Origin of the sequence: Herbidospora sp. NBRC 101105 (assembly GCF_030269205.1) — a bacterium.
GTDB classification, from domain to species: Bacteria; Actinomycetota; Actinomycetes; order Streptosporangiales; family Streptosporangiaceae; genus Herbidospora; species Herbidospora solisilvae.
In genome coordinates, this window is record NZ_BSSX01000005.1 from 113,362 (window position 1) to 127,705 (window position 14,344).

Below are 14,344 nucleotides of genomic sequence, written 5' to 3' on the forward strand. Positions count from 1 at the left end.
TGGCAGTTTACGGGGTGCGCCTCTTCAGCGTCGCGGCCCCCAGAACCAGGGCCAGCAGGACCGATCCGGCCACCACCGCGATGTCGCGCCAGAAGTCGGAGCCCAGGTCGCCGCTCATGACGGCCAGCTTCATGGCCTCCAGGGCGTAGGACATCGGCAGCACGTTGGAGATCCACTCCAGCACGGTCGCCATCTGGTCGCGCGGCACGATGATCCCGCCGAGGAGGAGCTGCGGGACCATCACCAGCGGCATGAACTGGACCGCCTGGAACTCCGAACGGGCGAACGCGCTGCAGAACAGGCCGAGCGCGGTGCCGAGAAGCGAGTTGAGCAGGGCGACCAGGACCAGCGCCCAGAGGTCTCCCCGCAGGTCGAGCCCGAGCCAGGTCAGCGAGACCGTCAGCGCCAGGGCCACCTGGAGGACGGCGGCGGCGCCGAAGGCGAGGCCGTAGCCGAGGAGGAGGTCGAGCTGGCGCAGCGGGGAGGCCATCAGCCGCTCCAGCGTGCCGGAGGTGCGCTCGCGGAGGGTGGCGATGGAGGTGACCAGGAACATCACCAGGAACGGGAAGATCGACAGCAGGGCGGGGGCCCACTGGGCGAAGACCGGCTCGTTGTCGATCACGTAGTAGAGCAGGATCATGATCAGGCTGGGCACCAGCACCATGAGGGCGACCGTGCGATGGTCGTTGCGGAGCTGGGCCAGGATCCGGCGGGCCGTGGCGAGCGTGATCATGCCGGCTGCCTCTCTTCGATGAGGCGCAGGAAGGCCTGCTCCAGGTCGGCGGTGTCGGTGCGGGCGCGCAGGCCCTCGGGGCTGTCGTCGGCGAGGATGTCGCCCTCGCGCAGCATGATCAGGCGCTGGCAGCGGGCGGCCTCGTCCATGACGTGGCTGGAGACCAGGATCGTCACGCCGCGCTCGGCCAGGCCGCCGAACAGCTCCCACAACTCCTTGCGCAGCACCGGGTCGAGCCCGACGGTCGGCTCGTCGAGGACGAGGAGCTGCGGCGACCCGAGCAGCGAGACCGCCAGGCTGGCCCGGCTGAGCTGGCCGCCCGACAGGGTGCCGCCGAGCTGGTCGGCGTGCCCTTCGAGGCCGACCTCGCGGAGGACCCGGGCCGGGTCGGTCTTCGGCGCGCCGAGCACGGCGGCGAAGTAGCGGAGGTTCTCCATGACCGACAGATCACGGTAGATCGCCGGGTTCTGGGTGGAGTAGCCGATGAGCCGGCGCAGCTCGGCCGACCCCGCCGGACGCCCCAGCACGGTCACCTCGCCCCCGGCGACGACCTGCACGCCCACGATCGATCGGATCAGCGTGGTCTTGCCGCAACCACTCGGGCCCAGCAGCCCGGTGATCTGGCCCTTCGGCACCTCGAACGACAAGCCGTGGAGCACTTCGCGGGCTCCCCGGACGACCCGCAGCCCGGTGACGGCTATCGCGGGTTCAGCAGAACTCATCATGTGATGAAATTAAACCTGGGCCCATACCGGAGTCAACGGGTTACTGAACCCCCGCCGAGTGACGCCCGTCATAGGGGCATGAGAAGGATCTGGCTCGCCACCGCGGCCATGCTCACGGCCGTGATCATGACCGCGGCCTGCGGAAAGGGAGACACCGTGGACAGCGGTTCGCCGATCGGCCCCGACCAGCCCGCCACCCCGCCGGCCTCGGCCGCGCCGAGCCCCGGGCCGGAGCTGGTGCGGCCCAAGGGCGGCACGGTGGACCCGCGGAAGGTGCCCTGGACCCGCGCCACCCCCGCCGGAGACGGCGTGATGATCTCCTGGAGCTCGGGGGTCGAGCCCTGCTACACCCTCGACCGCGTCGACGTGAAGGAGTCCGACACCGAGGTCACGGTGACCCTCTGGGAGGGCACCACCGACCCCGAGGCGGCCTGCATCCAGATCGCGATCGAGAAGGAGACGTTCGTCAAGCTGGCCAAACCCCTGGCCGGCCGGGAAGTCGTGGATGGTGCCAAGTGAGACTCTTAGTCGTCGCCGCGGCCGTGGCCGCGCTGCTCGTCCCCGCCGCCGCCCCCGCGCAGGCCGCCCCCGGGCCGAAGGTGGTGAAGGTCCAGAAGGGCGCCCTCTCCCCCAAGAAGGTGAAGTGGCTGAGCGCCAAGCCCCACATGCGCGGGGTGCGCGTCGTGTGGTGGTCGGGCGTCGAGCCGTGCACCGTGCTGACCAAGGTCACGGTGAAGGAGACCAGGAAGACGGTCCGGATCACCCTGTACGAGGGCTCGGTCAAGGACGCCGGCATGTGCGTGGCCATGGCGATCAAGAAGGCAACGTACGTGAAGCTCAAGAAGCCCGTCGGGAAGAGGGTGATCCTCGACGGCGCCAGGTAACCCTTAAGGGTCGAATCAGGGATATCCCGGGAACATTCCGCTCGCGCTGAGAGTTGAGCCCACTAGACTCAAGACCGTTGACAGGACAGCGTTTGACAAGGGCTGTCGTACTCACCGAAACTTGAGTCACCACGACTCAACTTTGACTACAAGGACGTACTCATGGCACGTGCGGTAGGTATCGACCTGGGGACGACCAACTCCGTCGTCTCGATCCTCGAAGGCGGTGAGCCCACCGTCATCGCCAACGCGCAGGGCTCCCGCACCACCCCCTCGGTGGTCGCCTTCGCGAAGAACGGAGAGGTCCTCGTCGGCGAGGTCGCCAAGCGTCAGGCCGTGACCAACGTCGACCGGACCATCCGCTCTGTCAAGCGTGAGATGGGCACGAACTGGTCCGTCGAGATCGACGGCAAGAAGTTCACGCCCCAGCAGATCAGCGCCTTCGTCCTCCAGAAGCTGAAGCAGGACGCCGAGGCCTACCTCGGTGAGAAGATCACCGACGCGGTCATCACCGTCCCGGCCTACTTCAACGACGCGCAGCGCCAGGCCACCAAGGAAGCCGGCCAGATCGCGGGCCTCAACGTGCTCCGGATCATCAACGAGCCGACGTCCGCGGCGCTGGCCTACGGGCTCGACAAGGACAAGGACCAGACCATCCTGGTCTTCGACCTCGGTGGCGGCACCTTCGACGTGTCGCTGCTCGACGTCGGCCAGGAAGACGGTCACGGGTTCGTCGAGGTCAAGGCCACCAGCGGTGACAACCATCTGGGCGGCGACGACTGGGACCAGCGCGTCGTCGACGAGCTGGTGACCCGCTTCAAGAACGCCCACGGGGTCGACCTGTCCAAGGACAAGATGGCCCTCCAGCGTCTGCGTGAGGCGGCCGAGAAGGCGAAGATCGAGCTCTCGGCGCAGACCGAGACCACGATCAACCTGCCCTACATCACCGCCTCGGCCGAGGGCCCGCTCCACCTCGAGGAGAAGCTGACCCGCTCCGAGTTCCAGCGCATCACGGCCGACCTGCTCGACCGCTGCAAGGGCCCGTTCCACCAGGTCATCAAGGACGCCGGGATCAAGGTCTCCGACATCGCCCACGTGGTGCTCGTCGGCGGCTCGACCCGCATGCCCGCCGTGACCGAGCTGGTCAAGGAGCTCACCGGCGGCCAGGAGCCCAACAAGGGCGTCAACCCCGACGAGGTCGTGGCCATCGGCGCCGCGCTCCAGGCGGGTGTGCTCAAGGGTGAGGTCAAGGACGTCCTGCTGCTCGACGTGACCCCGCTGTCGCTGGGCATCGAGACCAAGGGCGGCATCTTCACCAAGATCATCGAGCGCAACACGACGATCCCGACCAAGCGCTCCGAGGTCTTCACCACGGCCGAGGACAACCAGCCGTCGGTGCAGATCCAGGTCTACCAGGGCGAGCGCGAGATCGCCGCGCGCAACAAGAAGCTGGCGACCTTCGAGCTCACCGGCATCGCCCCGGCGCCCCGCGGCATCCCGCAGATCGAGGTCACCTTCGACATCGACGCCAACGGCATCGTCAACGTCGGCGCGAAGGACCTGGGCACCGGCAAGGAGCAGTCGATGACCATCACCGGCGGCTCCGCGCTGAACAAGGACGACATCGACCGCATGGTCCGCGAGGCCGAGTCCTACGCCGAGGAGGACAAGCAGCGTCGCGAGGAGGCCGAGGTCCGCAACAACGCCGACTCGCTGGCCTACCAGACCGACAAGTTCCTCCGCGAGAACGACGACAAGGTCCCGGCCGACATCAAGACCGAGGTCACCGAGTCGCTCGCCGAGCTGAAGAAGGCTCTGGAGGGCACCGACGTCCCGGCCATCCGGACCGCCGCCGACAAGCTCGCCACCGTCAGCCAGAAGATGGGTTCGGCGATCTACGCCAACTCCCAGGCCCAGGCCGGCGAAGGCGCCCCCGGCGCCGAGCAGGGCGACGCGGGCAAGGCCGACGACGACGTCGTCGAGGCCGAGATCGTCGACGACGAGCCGAAGCGGGAGGGCGGCGCCAAGTGACCCCGCGTGAGAACGGTTCCGAGCAGGAGCCGGTGATCCGCGACAACCGCAAGATCGACCCCGAGACGCTGGCGGCCCGCGAGAACGCACCGGCTCCCGACGAGACCGCGGCCGACGCCTCCGCCCTGGGCGGGGCGGCCGCGGAGCTCCTGGCCGAGCGCACCGCCGATCTCCAGCGTCTGCAGGCGGAGTACGCCAACTACCGCAAGCGGGTCGAACGCGACCGGATCACGGTCCGGGAGCAGGCCGTCGCGGGTGTCATCAACGAACTGCTGCCGGTTCTCGACGACATCGGCCGGGCGCGTGACCACGGGGAGCTGACCGGTGGTTTCGCCAAGGTGAGCGAGTCGCTCGAAGCGGCCGTCGGCAAGCTGGGCCTGACGTCGTTCGGCACGAAGGGCGACCCCTTCGACCCGACGTTCCACGAGGCCCTGATGCACAGTTACTCGACCGAGGTCACCGAACCGACCTGCGTCGAGATCCTGCAGCCCGGCTACCGGCTCGGCGAGCGCGTCCTGCGCCCCGCCCGGGTCGCGGTGGCCGAGCCGGAGACCGGTGGTGGCGACGTCCTCGACGACGAGCCCGCCGGCGCCTGATTCTCCAGGGAGCCCCCTCCCGCCCCGGACGCGGGAGGGGCACCCATCACATATGTGTCTTTCACGCGGAGGAAGCGTTAGATGAGCACCAAGGACTACCTGGAGAAGGACTACTACGGCGTCCTCGGTGTGCCCAAGACCGCGACCCCCGAAGAGATCAAGAAGGCCTACCGCAAGCTCGCCCGGCAGTACCACCCCGACGCGAACAAGGGCAACAAGGAGACCGAGGAGAAGTTCAAGGAGGTCTCCGAGGCCTACGACATCCTGAGCGACACCAAGCGCCGCAAGGAGTACGACGAGGCCAGGAGCCTGTTCGGCAGCGGTCTCGGGGGGTTCAACCGGGGCGGGCGGCCGGGCCAGGGCCAGCAGGGCTTCGACTTCGGCGACCTGTTCGGCGGCACCGCCCAGGCGGGCGACCGGATCGGCGACATCTTCGGCGGCCTGTTCAACCGCGGCGGCGGCCCGAAGGCCAACACCGCCGGGCGGGCCCGCCGCGGCCAGGACATCGAGTCCGAGGTCACCCTGTCGTTCGCCGAGGCGATCGACGGCACGACCGTCTCGCTGCGGCTGACCAGCTCCTCGGCCTGCCCGGCCTGTTCCGGCACGGGCGCCAAGGCCGGCACCACGCCCCGCGTCTGCCCGACCTGTGACGGCACCGGCGCGGCCAGCCGCAACCTGGGCAACTTCGCCTTCTCCGAGCCCTGCCGCGACTGCCGGGGCCGTGGCCTGCTGGTCGACGACCCGTGCCCGGTCTGCGAGGGCAGCGGCCGCGGCCGCAGCACCCGCACCATCCAGGCCCGCATCCCGGCGGGCGTCAGCGACGGCGGCCGGGTCAAGCTGAAGGGCAAGGGCGCACCCGGCGAGAATGGCGGCCCCGCTGGTGACCTCTACGTGCTGGTGCACGTCCAGCCCCACCCCGTGTTCGGCCGCAGCGGCGAGAACCTGACGGTCAACGTGCCGGTCACGTTCCCCGAGGCCGCGCTGGGCGCCGAGATCAAGGTGCCCATCCTGCGCGGCATGCCGGTCACGCTCCGCATCCCCGAGGGCACCCCCAACGGCCGCACCTTCCGGGTGCGCGGCCGGGGCGCCCCGCGCAAGGACGGCACGAAGGGCGACCTGCTGGCGACCGTCCAGGTCGCCGTGCCCGAACACCTCGACGAGAAGGCCAGGGCCGCCCTGGAGCAGTTCCGCGACGCGACCGACGGCCACGACCTTCGCGAAGAATTGATCAAGCAGGCCAGAAGCGAGTAGCGCATGGACGCCAATTTCTTCGACCTGTCCGACGAGACGCCCGTCTATGTGATCTCAGTGGCGGCCCAGCTCAGCGGCCTCCACCCCCAGACCCTGCGCCAGTACGACCGCCTGGGCCTGGTCAGCCCCGGCCGCACAGCCGGCCGAGGCCGCCTTTATTCGACCCGCGACATCGTCTTGTTGCGCGAGGTCCAGCGCCTGTCACAGGAAGAGGGCATCAACCTGGCGGGCATCAAACGCATCTTGGAGCTGGAGACCGAGAACCTCCGCCTGAGAGACGAACTGACCCGCATGGCCGCGGAACTCAAGCTGATCCGGGCTCTGGTCAGGTATGAACTCCCACCGTCATAGGTCCAAGCATTTGTCATATGGGGGAAGTGCCCAGCCGCGCCGGCTGAAAGCGGCTGGGCCGCCGAGCGAAGCGAGGCAGGTAAACAGGTGGATTACAAACTGACCCAGAAGAGCCAGGAGGCGCTGGCGGGGGCGGTGCGCCGGGCGGCGGCCGAGGGAAACCCCGAGGTGGCGCCGGCTCATCTGCTGACCACGTTGCTGGCGCAGACCGGGGGCACGGCCGTCCCGCTGCTCGAGGCCGTCGGGGCCGACTGGAAGAGCCTGCGCACCCGCGCCGAGACCCTGCTGGCGGCGCTCCCGAAGGCACAGGGCGCCACGGTGAGCGCGCCGTCGACCTCCCGCCAGTTGCTGACCGTGCTGCACACCGCCGCTCAGCGGGCCGCCCAGCTCGAAGACGAGTACGTCTCGACCGAGCACCTGCTGGTCGGTCTCGCCACCGACGGCGGCCCGATCGCCGACCTCTTGAAAGAGCAGGGCGCGACCGCCCAGGCGCTGCTCGACGCGTTCGAGAAGGTGCGCGGTCACACCCGGGTCACCAGTGAGAACCCCGAAGACACCTACCGGGCGCTGGAGAAGTACGGCGTCGACCTGACCGAGCGGGCCCGCCACGGCAAGCTCGACCCGGTCATCGGCCGTGACTCGGAGATCCGCCGGGTGGTGCAGGTGTTGTCGCGGCGGACCAAGAACAACCCGGTTCTGATCGGTGAGCCGGGCGTCGGCAAGACCGCCGTGGTCGAGGGTCTGGCCCAGCGGGTGGTGGCGGGCGACGTGCCGGAGAGCCTGCGGAACAAGCGTCTCGTGGCGCTCGACCTCGGCGCGATGGTCGCCGGGGCGAAGTATCGCGGCGAGTTCGAAGAGCGCCTGAAGGCCGTGCTCAACGAGATCAAGGAGAGCGACGGCCAGGTCATCACGTTCATCGACGAGCTGCACACGATGGTCGGCGCGGGCGCGGCCGAGGGCGCGATGGACGCGGGCAACATGCTCAAGCCCATGCTGGCCCGCGGCGAGCTGCGCATGATCGGCGCGACCACGCTCGACGAGTACCGCGAGCGCATCGAGAAGGACCCGGCGCTGGAGCGCCGTTTCCAGCAGGTGTACGTCGGCGAGCCCACCGTCGAGGACACGATCGCCATCCTGCGTGGCCTGAAGGGCCGCTACGAGGCCCACCACCAGGTCCAGATCGCCGACGGCGCGCTGGTGGCCGCCGCGACCCTGTCCGACCGCTACATCACCGCCCGCTTCCTGCCCGACAAGGCGATCGACCTGGTCGACGAGGCCGCCTCGCGGCTGCGCATGGAGATCGACTCGCGTCCGGTGCAGATCGACGAGCTGCAGCGCATCGTCGACCGGCTCAAGATGGAGGAGCTGGCCCTGGCCAAGGAGACCGACGAGGCGAGCGTGGCCCGCCTCGAACGGCTCCGCGAGGAGCTGGCCAACCGTCAGGAGGAGCTCAACGGCCTGGTCGGCCGCTGGGAGGCCGAGAAGGCCGGCCTCAACCGGGTCGGCGACCTGAAGATGCGCCTCGACGAGACCCGCAGCCAGGCCGAGCGGGCCCAGCGCGACGGCGACTTCGAAGAGGCCGCCCGCCTCATGTACGGCGAGGTGCCGCGCCTGGAGAAGGAGCTGGCCGACGCCATCCAGGCCTCCCAGCGCGAGCAGACCATGGTCAAGGAGGAGGTCGGCCCCGACGACATCGCCGAGGTCATCTCCGCCTGGACGGGCATCCCGGCGGGCCGCCTGCTGGAGGGCGAGACCGCCAAGCTGCTGCGGATGGAAGACGTGCTCGGTGAGCGTCTCATCGGCCAGAAGGCCGCCGTGCAGGCCGTCAGCGACGCCGTCCGGCGGGCGCGGGCGGGCGTGGCCGACCCCGACCGGCCGACGGGCTCGTTCCTGTTCCTCGGCCCGACCGGTGTCGGCAAGACCGAGCTGGCCAAGGCGCTGGCCGACTTCCTGTTCGACGACGAGCGGGCGATGACCCGCATCGACATGAGCGAGTACAGCGAGAAGCACAGCGTGGCCCGCCTGGTCGGCGCCCCGCCCGGCTACGTCGGCTACGAGGAGGGCGGCCAGCTCACCGAGGCGGTGCGGCGCCGTCCCTACACGGTCGTGCTCCTGGACGAGGTCGAGAAGGCCCATCCCGAGGTCTTCGACATCCTGCTCCAGGTGCTCGACGACGGGCGGCTGACCGACGGGCAGGGGCGTACCGTCGACTTCCGGAACACGATCCTGATCCTGACGTCCAACATCGGTTCGCAGTTCCTGGTCGACCCGGCTCTTGAGCCGGGGGCCAAGCGCGACGCGGTGATGGCGGCGGTGCGGGGATCGTTCAAGCCCGAGTTCCTCAACCGGCTCGACGACGTGATCCTGTTCGACGCGCTCGGCTCCGAGGAGTTGTCGCAGATCGTCGACCTGCAGGTGGACCACCTGGCGCGGCGGTTGTCCGACCGGCGGCTGACGCTGACGGTCACCCCGGCGGCCCGCGACTGGCTGACCCTGACCGGTTACGACCCGCTCTACGGCGCCCGGCCGCTGCGCCGCCTGGTGCAGTCGGCCATCGGCGACAAGCTGGCCCGCGCGTTGCTGAGCGGGGAGATCCGCGACGGCGACGAGGTGATCGTCGACCTCGACGAGGCCGGCGACACGCTGAGCGTGCGGCCCGGCGTGTAATCAGTTCTCCACGACTGGGACAAGCGGCTCCCGGCTGCGAAAACCCCGCTGCTACGTTCGGCACTCACCGAACTACCGCAAGCAACAGGGGGACGTCGATGCCGACGACACCACGTAGCATCCGGGGGCGGCTCGTCGCCCTGGCGGTCGTCACCGCCGGGGTGAGCTGGTTGTCCGCCGCCGGCCACCAGGCCCACGCCGACGACGGCGTGTGCGTGACCGGTTACCGGGCCGCCGCCAGGACGGGCGCGGTCACCGCCTCGGTCGTGAAGGGCGCCGCCGACGTCGCGCGGGCGGCGGGCGCGGCCGGCCGGACGGCCCGCGACCTGACCCGCACGGGCGGGTCCGCGGCGATGACCATGGCCCAGGCCGGCCGTCTTGCCGGGGTGCCGTGCGGGCGGGTGGCCCCTGCCGACGAGGTGTCCCGGACCGTCCAGCGCGCCGCCGCCCTGCTCGGGCTGGCGGGCCTGGCGCGGACCGACGGGGTGCTCGGCGTCGCGTCGGGGTCCGCTCTGCCGGGGGTGCCCAACGTGGTGCCCGATCTGTCGGTGCTGCCCGACCTGCCGGGTGTGCCGCCGGTGCCCCGGGTGTCGAAGGCGCTGCCGAAGGTCCCGAAGGTGGCCGTCGTGCCCCGCGGGATCACCGACTCGGTGGGCGGCGTCGTCGACGGCGTCCAGCCGCAGCAGGCCCCCGCGCCGAAGAGGAAGGCCGACGACCTGGGCGTCGGCGGTCTCTCCGGCATCACCAGGCTGACCGGCGGCCTCCTGGGCGGAGCCCTCCTCCACTGAGGCGGCGTCCCGCCACCACTGATCTTGTTTTCCCCTTCGCCTCCGGCCAGCGCTCCCCGAGAGCGGGCGGGCCGTCGACATATGAGAACGGGCCGCGAGTGTGCGTACACTCGCGGCCCGTTTCTCTTGGTCAGGAGGCCAGGGCGTCGAGGTCGTCTTCCGGGAGGCCCAGGTCGATGCGGATGCGGTAGCGCGTGCGCAGCAGGGACTCGCGGAGCGAGTTGCCCGGAGGGCAGGCGGTGACGCCCTCGGTGGCCCATTCGTGGGCTCCGGCCAGGTCGCCGTACGCCGCCAGGGTCTCGGCCACGTTGAGCACGGTCGCCGGGGTGCAGGGCGCGGCGCGCAGGGCCTCGATCACGTCGCGGGCCTCGTCGGGCCGGTCGAGTTCGAAGAGGGTGTCGGCGATGCCCGCCCGGGGGTCGACGTTGACATCTCCCCCGTCGTCTTCGGCCGCCATGCGGTAGCGGTCGAGCGCCGCGTCGGGGTGACCCGCCTGACGCCATTCCTCGGCGGCCAAGGCCAGGATGTAGGCCCGGGATACTTCGCCCGATTCGTACCCTTGCGCGAGGTCGTCGAGGCGCCTCGCGAGGGCACCGTGGTCGTCGAGCAGCAGAGCCTGTTCGAGCAGACGATCAAGCTGCTCCCGCGTCACATGTGCCACAAGGATGAGGCTAGCGAGCGCGAAGGTTCTTTGCCCGGACAACGGCAGGCATTCCTCCGGCAACGATTCGCGCCAGATCACCTACAGAGCGTGTGTCGTTCCAGCTCATGGGCATTATTCACGGGACCTGAGCTTCATCAGGAGGTGACGGGACTGCGATGGGCCTTTCCAAGCAGACGACCTTCACAGTGGCCGGCGCGCTCATGGCGGCTGCGATTCTGCCCGGTTTGGCGGGTTATGTCGCGGCGCGTTTCGAGGCCCACGAACAAGCCGTCAACGAGGTGCTCCGGCTGCGGGCACAACTGAAGGACATCCGGACGGCGAGGGGCGCCGACATGCGGACCCTCGAACTGCGCGACGCCGAACTGCGGGCCGCGCAGACAGGCCAGGACAGGGCGCAGCGGCAACCGTGCCGGTCACAACTCCAACGCGTGATCCTGGCCGAACCGCGCACGCCGATGCCCGACCCGGCCGCCGTCGAGGCGCTCATCAGGAGCCGGATCGAGCTCCAGGCGCCGCCCGGTTGGCCGACGCGGTGAAGTCGCGCAGCTGCCGCGACAGATAGCTGCGCACCAGGGTCTTGGCCTCCGCGATGATCTCGGGATCTCCGTCGGGATCACGCCGGAAGGCCAGTTTCAGCACGGCGTCGCCGCCCTCGACCGCCACGAGGATCGCGGTGTCGAGGCGTTCGCTGTCGGCCATCCCGAACTCCTTCAGCAGGAGCCCGCGCAGGCGGCCGGCGATGACGGTGTTGTTGTCGGTGCCCGCGTCGAGCAGGTTGAGGTCGACCGCGTCGCCGAACCGCAACGACCGGAAGCCGGGCACCGACCGGTGCATCTCGACGTACTCGTCGATGATCGCGTCGACCGCGTCCCACCAGCCGCCGTACTCCTCGCTGATGAAGCGGCGGCCCACCCGGGCCACGAAGAGTTCGACGTTGCGCCTGGTCAGAGCCTGGCTGATGGCACGTTTGTCGGGGAAGAACTGGTAGACCGAGCCGATCGCCACGCCGGCGCGCTCGGCGATCCTGGTCGTCGACAGGCCGTCGTACCCGACCTCGTCCAGCAGCTCGGCGCAGGCGTCGAGCATGCGCTCGACCCGGCGCGCGCTGCGGCGCTGCGTCGGCTGACGGCGCAGCGAGGAGTTTCCGGCATCGTCGGAGTAGTCAAGGGGCTGGCTGGACACTCTCCCTATCTTGCCCGGGAATCTACAGACCGGGGAATCGCCCGTTACGGAACAGATCCACGAAGAGCTGGTGGTCGCGCCGGGCACGGGCGCCGTATTCGTGGGCGAAGTCGACGAGCAGCGTGGTGAACGCGGCCTCGTTGCCGTCGACCACCGCGACGATCGCCTCTTCGGTGGAGAAGTCGACCAGGTCGTGGCTCGACTCGTCGTCGGCGACCGAGTGCATGCGGGCGACCGCGCGGCCCAGGTCGGTGATCACCGAGGCGAGCTCGGCGGGCTCGTTGACGTCGCTCCAGTCGAGGTCGGCCGAGTAGGGCGAGACCTCGGCGACGAGCTGGCCGACGCCGTTCAGGTCGGCGTACCCGAGCCAGGAGTCGGCGTAGGCCTGGAGGGCACGCTGCGACTCGGCGGTGCGGTGGCCCTGGTGCCTGAAGTAGCCGTGCACCTTCTCGTCGTCGATGTAGCGGGCCACGGCCGGGACCTGGGCCTGCTTCATGTAGAGGATGACGTCGTTCTCCAGCGCCTGGGTGTGCCCTTCGAGGAGCAGGTTGTACGACGGCAGCCCCGCCGACCCGATCCCGATGCCCTGCCGCAGGACGACGTCCTTGACGTGGTGCTCGACCGGGTTGAGCGGCTGCGGCAGCGTGGCCAGGTAGCCCTCGTAGGCCGTCAGCACGGCCTCGCGGGTGGCATCGTCGACCGGGTGACGGTTGTCGGCGACCGCGAAGCGGCGCTCGAAGTTCTCGATCGTGGTCTCCTCGTCGAGCAGCGCCACCCGCGTGTTCAGCCGCGCGGTCTGCAGCACCCGGTGGAGCACCCCGCTGGTGGTCTCCAGCGTGAGCGACCCGATGGCGTCGTCGCCGCCGTGGGCGATGGCGGTGAGCTCGTGGAGGTAGGAGCCGGCGAACTCGCGGACCAGCTCGGAGATGACCTCGTCGGACAGCGCCTTGGCGTAGCCGATGAGCGCGACGCTCGCCACGAACCGCTTCAGGTCCCAGATGTACGGCCCGACGTAGGCCTCGTCGAAGTCGTTCACGTTGAAGACCAGGCGGCCCGAGGAGTTCATATAGGTGCCGAAGTTCTCGGCGTGCAGGTCGCCGTGGATCCAGACGCGGCGGGTCAGGTCGTCGAGGAACGCGTCGTCGGCCAGCTCACCCGCGAGGTCGGCGTAGAACAGGCACGCGCTGCCCCGGTAGAAGGCGAACGGGGAGGCGGCCATCTTGCGGAACTTGGCCCGGAACGCCCCCGGAGTGCGGCCGATGGACTCACCGAACTCGGCCAGCAGGACGTCGAGAATGAACTGGGACCGCTGCGTCATGAGGAGACGGTAGTGCCGCCGGGGCTGACAACGCCATGACCAGCCGATTGACAAATCAGGGCTTGGCCGAGAGTCCCGTGCACTCGCGCAGCGACCGCCAGTAGGCGATCTCCTGCCTGCCCGCCGACCCGGTGACCGGAACCGGCACGCCGCCGTTGATGCGGGCCGGGGTCCAGGTGTCCTTCATCACCTTGCGCCCGTTGATCGTCAGGGTCAGCACGCCGGTGCGGCCGGTGTCGGGGCCCCAGTTGTAGAAGACGAAGTTGCCCAGGCCGTAGCTGACGTAGGCGTCGTCGAGGTAACCCGCGCCGAGCAGGATGTGGGCGTGCCCGCCGACCACGACGTCGGCGCCCGCCTCGACCAGCTTGGGGGCCAGCGAGAGCTGCGCCTGGTTGGGGCACTTCTGCAGCTCGGTGCCCCAGTGCAGGTGGACGATCACCGTGTCGTTGTTCCGGCGGGCGTTCTTGACCGCCTGGATCAGCCGCGCCTCCTCCTTGGCCGAGGCGAGGCCGCCCTGGGAGCCGGTGGCCGTCCACGAGGAGATGAACTCGGCGTCGAGCACCTGCGTCGCGCCGATGATCGCGACCTTGTTGCCGTTCACGACGGTCCGCCAGGGGCGGTAGGCCTCGGTCGCGTTGCGCCCGATGCCCACGATGGGGAACTTCGACTTCTTGATGGCGGCGAGGGAGTCGTCCAGGCCGCTCTGCATGTAGTCCATGCCGTGGTTGTTGGCCATCGAGGCGACGTCGACCCCGGCGGCCTTCAGCGCGGTCAGCGCGGTGGCCGGGGCGCGGAAGGTGTACTGCTTGCCGGGGGCCGGGGTGCCCGCCTCGGTGATGGCGGTCTCCAGGTTGACCATCGCGAGGTCGGCCTTGGACAGCACCTTGGCGATCGGCCCGAGCGCGGTCTTCGGGTTGGCGTTCAGCCGCGACCGCAGAATGCCCTCGAAGTGGACGTCACCCCCGAAGGCGATGGTGAACGGCTTCTTCGTCGGCTTCGGCTTGGGAGACGGCGTCTGGCGGGTGGCCTGCTCAGGCGCCTTGACGCGCTGGACGCCGGGGTCGCCCTCGGCGGCGGCGCATCCGGCACTCAGGGCAGCGGCGGCGATCATCGCAATTGCACGTCTCACGGTCCAGAGCATGCCATCTCATGAA

General features: G+C 69.7%; 14 protein-coding genes and 1 pseudogene. 9 read left to right on the forward strand and 6 right to left on the reverse strand.

Annotation, left to right across the window (positions count from 1 at the left end; all coding sequences use genetic code 11):
- Nucleotides 1-7: 7 nt before the first annotated feature.
- Entirely contained in the window at nucleotides 8-733 is a 726-nt protein-coding gene (locus QSK34_RS21015) for an ABC transporter permease (RefSeq protein WP_161479913.1), read from the reverse strand.
- Complete coding sequence (locus QSK34_RS21020; protein ID WP_161479912.1) at nucleotides 730-1,458, reverse strand: ABC transporter ATP-binding protein; 729 nt, start codon at nucleotides 1,456-1,458, stop codon at nucleotides 730-732. The genes QSK34_RS21015 and QSK34_RS21020 overlap by 4 nt, the downstream gene beginning before the upstream one ends.
- 78 nt (nucleotides 1,459-1,536) lie before the next feature.
- Between QSK34_RS21020 and QSK34_RS21025 the strand changes: the two genes are divergently transcribed.
- The 8 genes and pseudogenes from QSK34_RS21025 (at nucleotide 1,537) to QSK34_RS21060 (ending at nucleotide 10,026) form a co-directional block, all read left to right on the forward strand.
- Complete coding sequence (locus QSK34_RS21025) at nucleotides 1,537-1,977, forward strand: hypothetical protein (protein WP_285585959.1); 441 nt, start codon at nucleotides 1,537-1,539, stop codon at nucleotides 1,975-1,977.
- Nucleotides 1,974-2,342 carry a hypothetical protein gene (locus tag QSK34_RS21030; protein ID WP_285585960.1) on the forward strand — a complete coding sequence of 123 codons (369 nt, stop codon included), beginning with the start codon at nucleotides 1,974-1,976 and terminating at the stop codon, nucleotides 2,340-2,342. Before QSK34_RS21025 ends, QSK34_RS21030 begins: the two co-directional genes overlap by 4 nt.
- Nucleotides 2,343-2,504: 162 nt before the next feature.
- On the forward strand, nucleotides 2,505-4,373 hold the full coding sequence (gene dnaK, locus QSK34_RS21035; RefSeq protein ID WP_161479910.1) for a molecular chaperone DnaK: 1,869 nt from the start codon (nucleotides 2,505-2,507) through the stop codon (nucleotides 4,371-4,373).
- Nucleotides 4,370-4,969: a nucleotide exchange factor GrpE gene (gene grpE, locus QSK34_RS21040; protein WP_161479909.1), complete on the forward strand. Its 600-nt coding sequence runs from the start codon at nucleotides 4,370-4,372 to the stop codon at nucleotides 4,967-4,969. Before dnaK ends, grpE begins: the two co-directional genes overlap by 4 nt.
- An 81-nt stretch (nucleotides 4,970-5,050) precedes the next feature.
- Nucleotides 5,051-6,220 (forward strand): molecular chaperone DnaJ, encoded by a 1,170-nt coding sequence (dnaJ, locus tag QSK34_RS21045; RefSeq protein ID WP_285585961.1) that lies wholly within the window; start codon nucleotides 5,051-5,053, stop codon nucleotides 6,218-6,220.
- A 3-nt stretch (nucleotides 6,221-6,223) separates the two neighbouring features.
- A pseudogene (locus QSK34_RS21050) lies at nucleotides 6,224-6,482 on the forward strand (heat shock protein transcriptional repressor HspR); the annotation flags it as partial.
- A 176-nt stretch (nucleotides 6,483-6,658) separates the two neighbouring features.
- Nucleotides 6,659-9,238, forward strand: a complete 2,580-nt coding sequence (gene clpB / locus QSK34_RS21055) for an ATP-dependent chaperone ClpB (protein WP_285585962.1) — start codon at nucleotides 6,659-6,661, stop codon at nucleotides 9,236-9,238.
- Between the two features lie 98 nt (nucleotides 9,239-9,336).
- Entirely contained in the window at nucleotides 9,337-10,026 is a 690-nt protein-coding gene (locus QSK34_RS21060) for a hypothetical protein (protein ID WP_285585963.1), read from the forward strand.
- 130 nt (nucleotides 10,027-10,156) lie between these two features.
- On the opposite strand, the gene QSK34_RS21065 is transcribed toward QSK34_RS21060, so the two are convergent.
- Nucleotides 10,157-10,687: a tetratricopeptide repeat protein gene (locus QSK34_RS21065; protein ID WP_328794323.1), complete on the reverse strand. Its 531-nt coding sequence runs from the start codon at nucleotides 10,685-10,687 to the stop codon at nucleotides 10,157-10,159.
- A gap of 158 nt (nucleotides 10,688-10,845) precedes the next feature.
- On the opposite strand from QSK34_RS21065, the gene QSK34_RS21070 reads away from it, so the two are divergent.
- Nucleotides 10,846-11,226 carry a hypothetical protein gene (locus QSK34_RS21070; RefSeq protein WP_161479905.1) on the forward strand — a complete coding sequence of 127 codons (381 nt, stop codon included), beginning with the start codon at nucleotides 10,846-10,848 and terminating at the stop codon, nucleotides 11,224-11,226.
- Here QSK34_RS21070 and QSK34_RS21075 read toward each other — a convergent pair.
- The 3 genes from QSK34_RS21075 to QSK34_RS21085 are packed head-to-tail and all read right to left on the reverse strand — an operon-like array spanning nucleotide 11,177 to nucleotide 14,331.
- Entirely contained in the window at nucleotides 11,177-11,872 is a 696-nt protein-coding gene (locus QSK34_RS21075; protein ID WP_285585964.1) for a TetR/AcrR family transcriptional regulator, read from the reverse strand. The two genes, QSK34_RS21070 and QSK34_RS21075, sit on opposite strands and share 50 nt — an antisense overlap.
- Before the next feature lie 22 nt (nucleotides 11,873-11,894).
- Nucleotides 11,895-13,190 carry a DUF2252 domain-containing protein gene (locus QSK34_RS21080; RefSeq protein WP_285585965.1) on the reverse strand — a complete coding sequence of 432 codons (1,296 nt, stop codon included), beginning with the start codon at nucleotides 13,188-13,190 and terminating at the stop codon, nucleotides 11,895-11,897.
- A 55-nt stretch (nucleotides 13,191-13,245) separates the two neighbouring features.
- On the reverse strand, nucleotides 13,246-14,331 hold the full coding sequence (locus tag QSK34_RS21085; protein WP_285585966.1) for a CapA family protein: 1,086 nt from the start codon (nucleotides 14,329-14,331) through the stop codon (nucleotides 13,246-13,248).
- Nucleotides 14,332-14,344 lie beyond the last annotated feature (13 nt).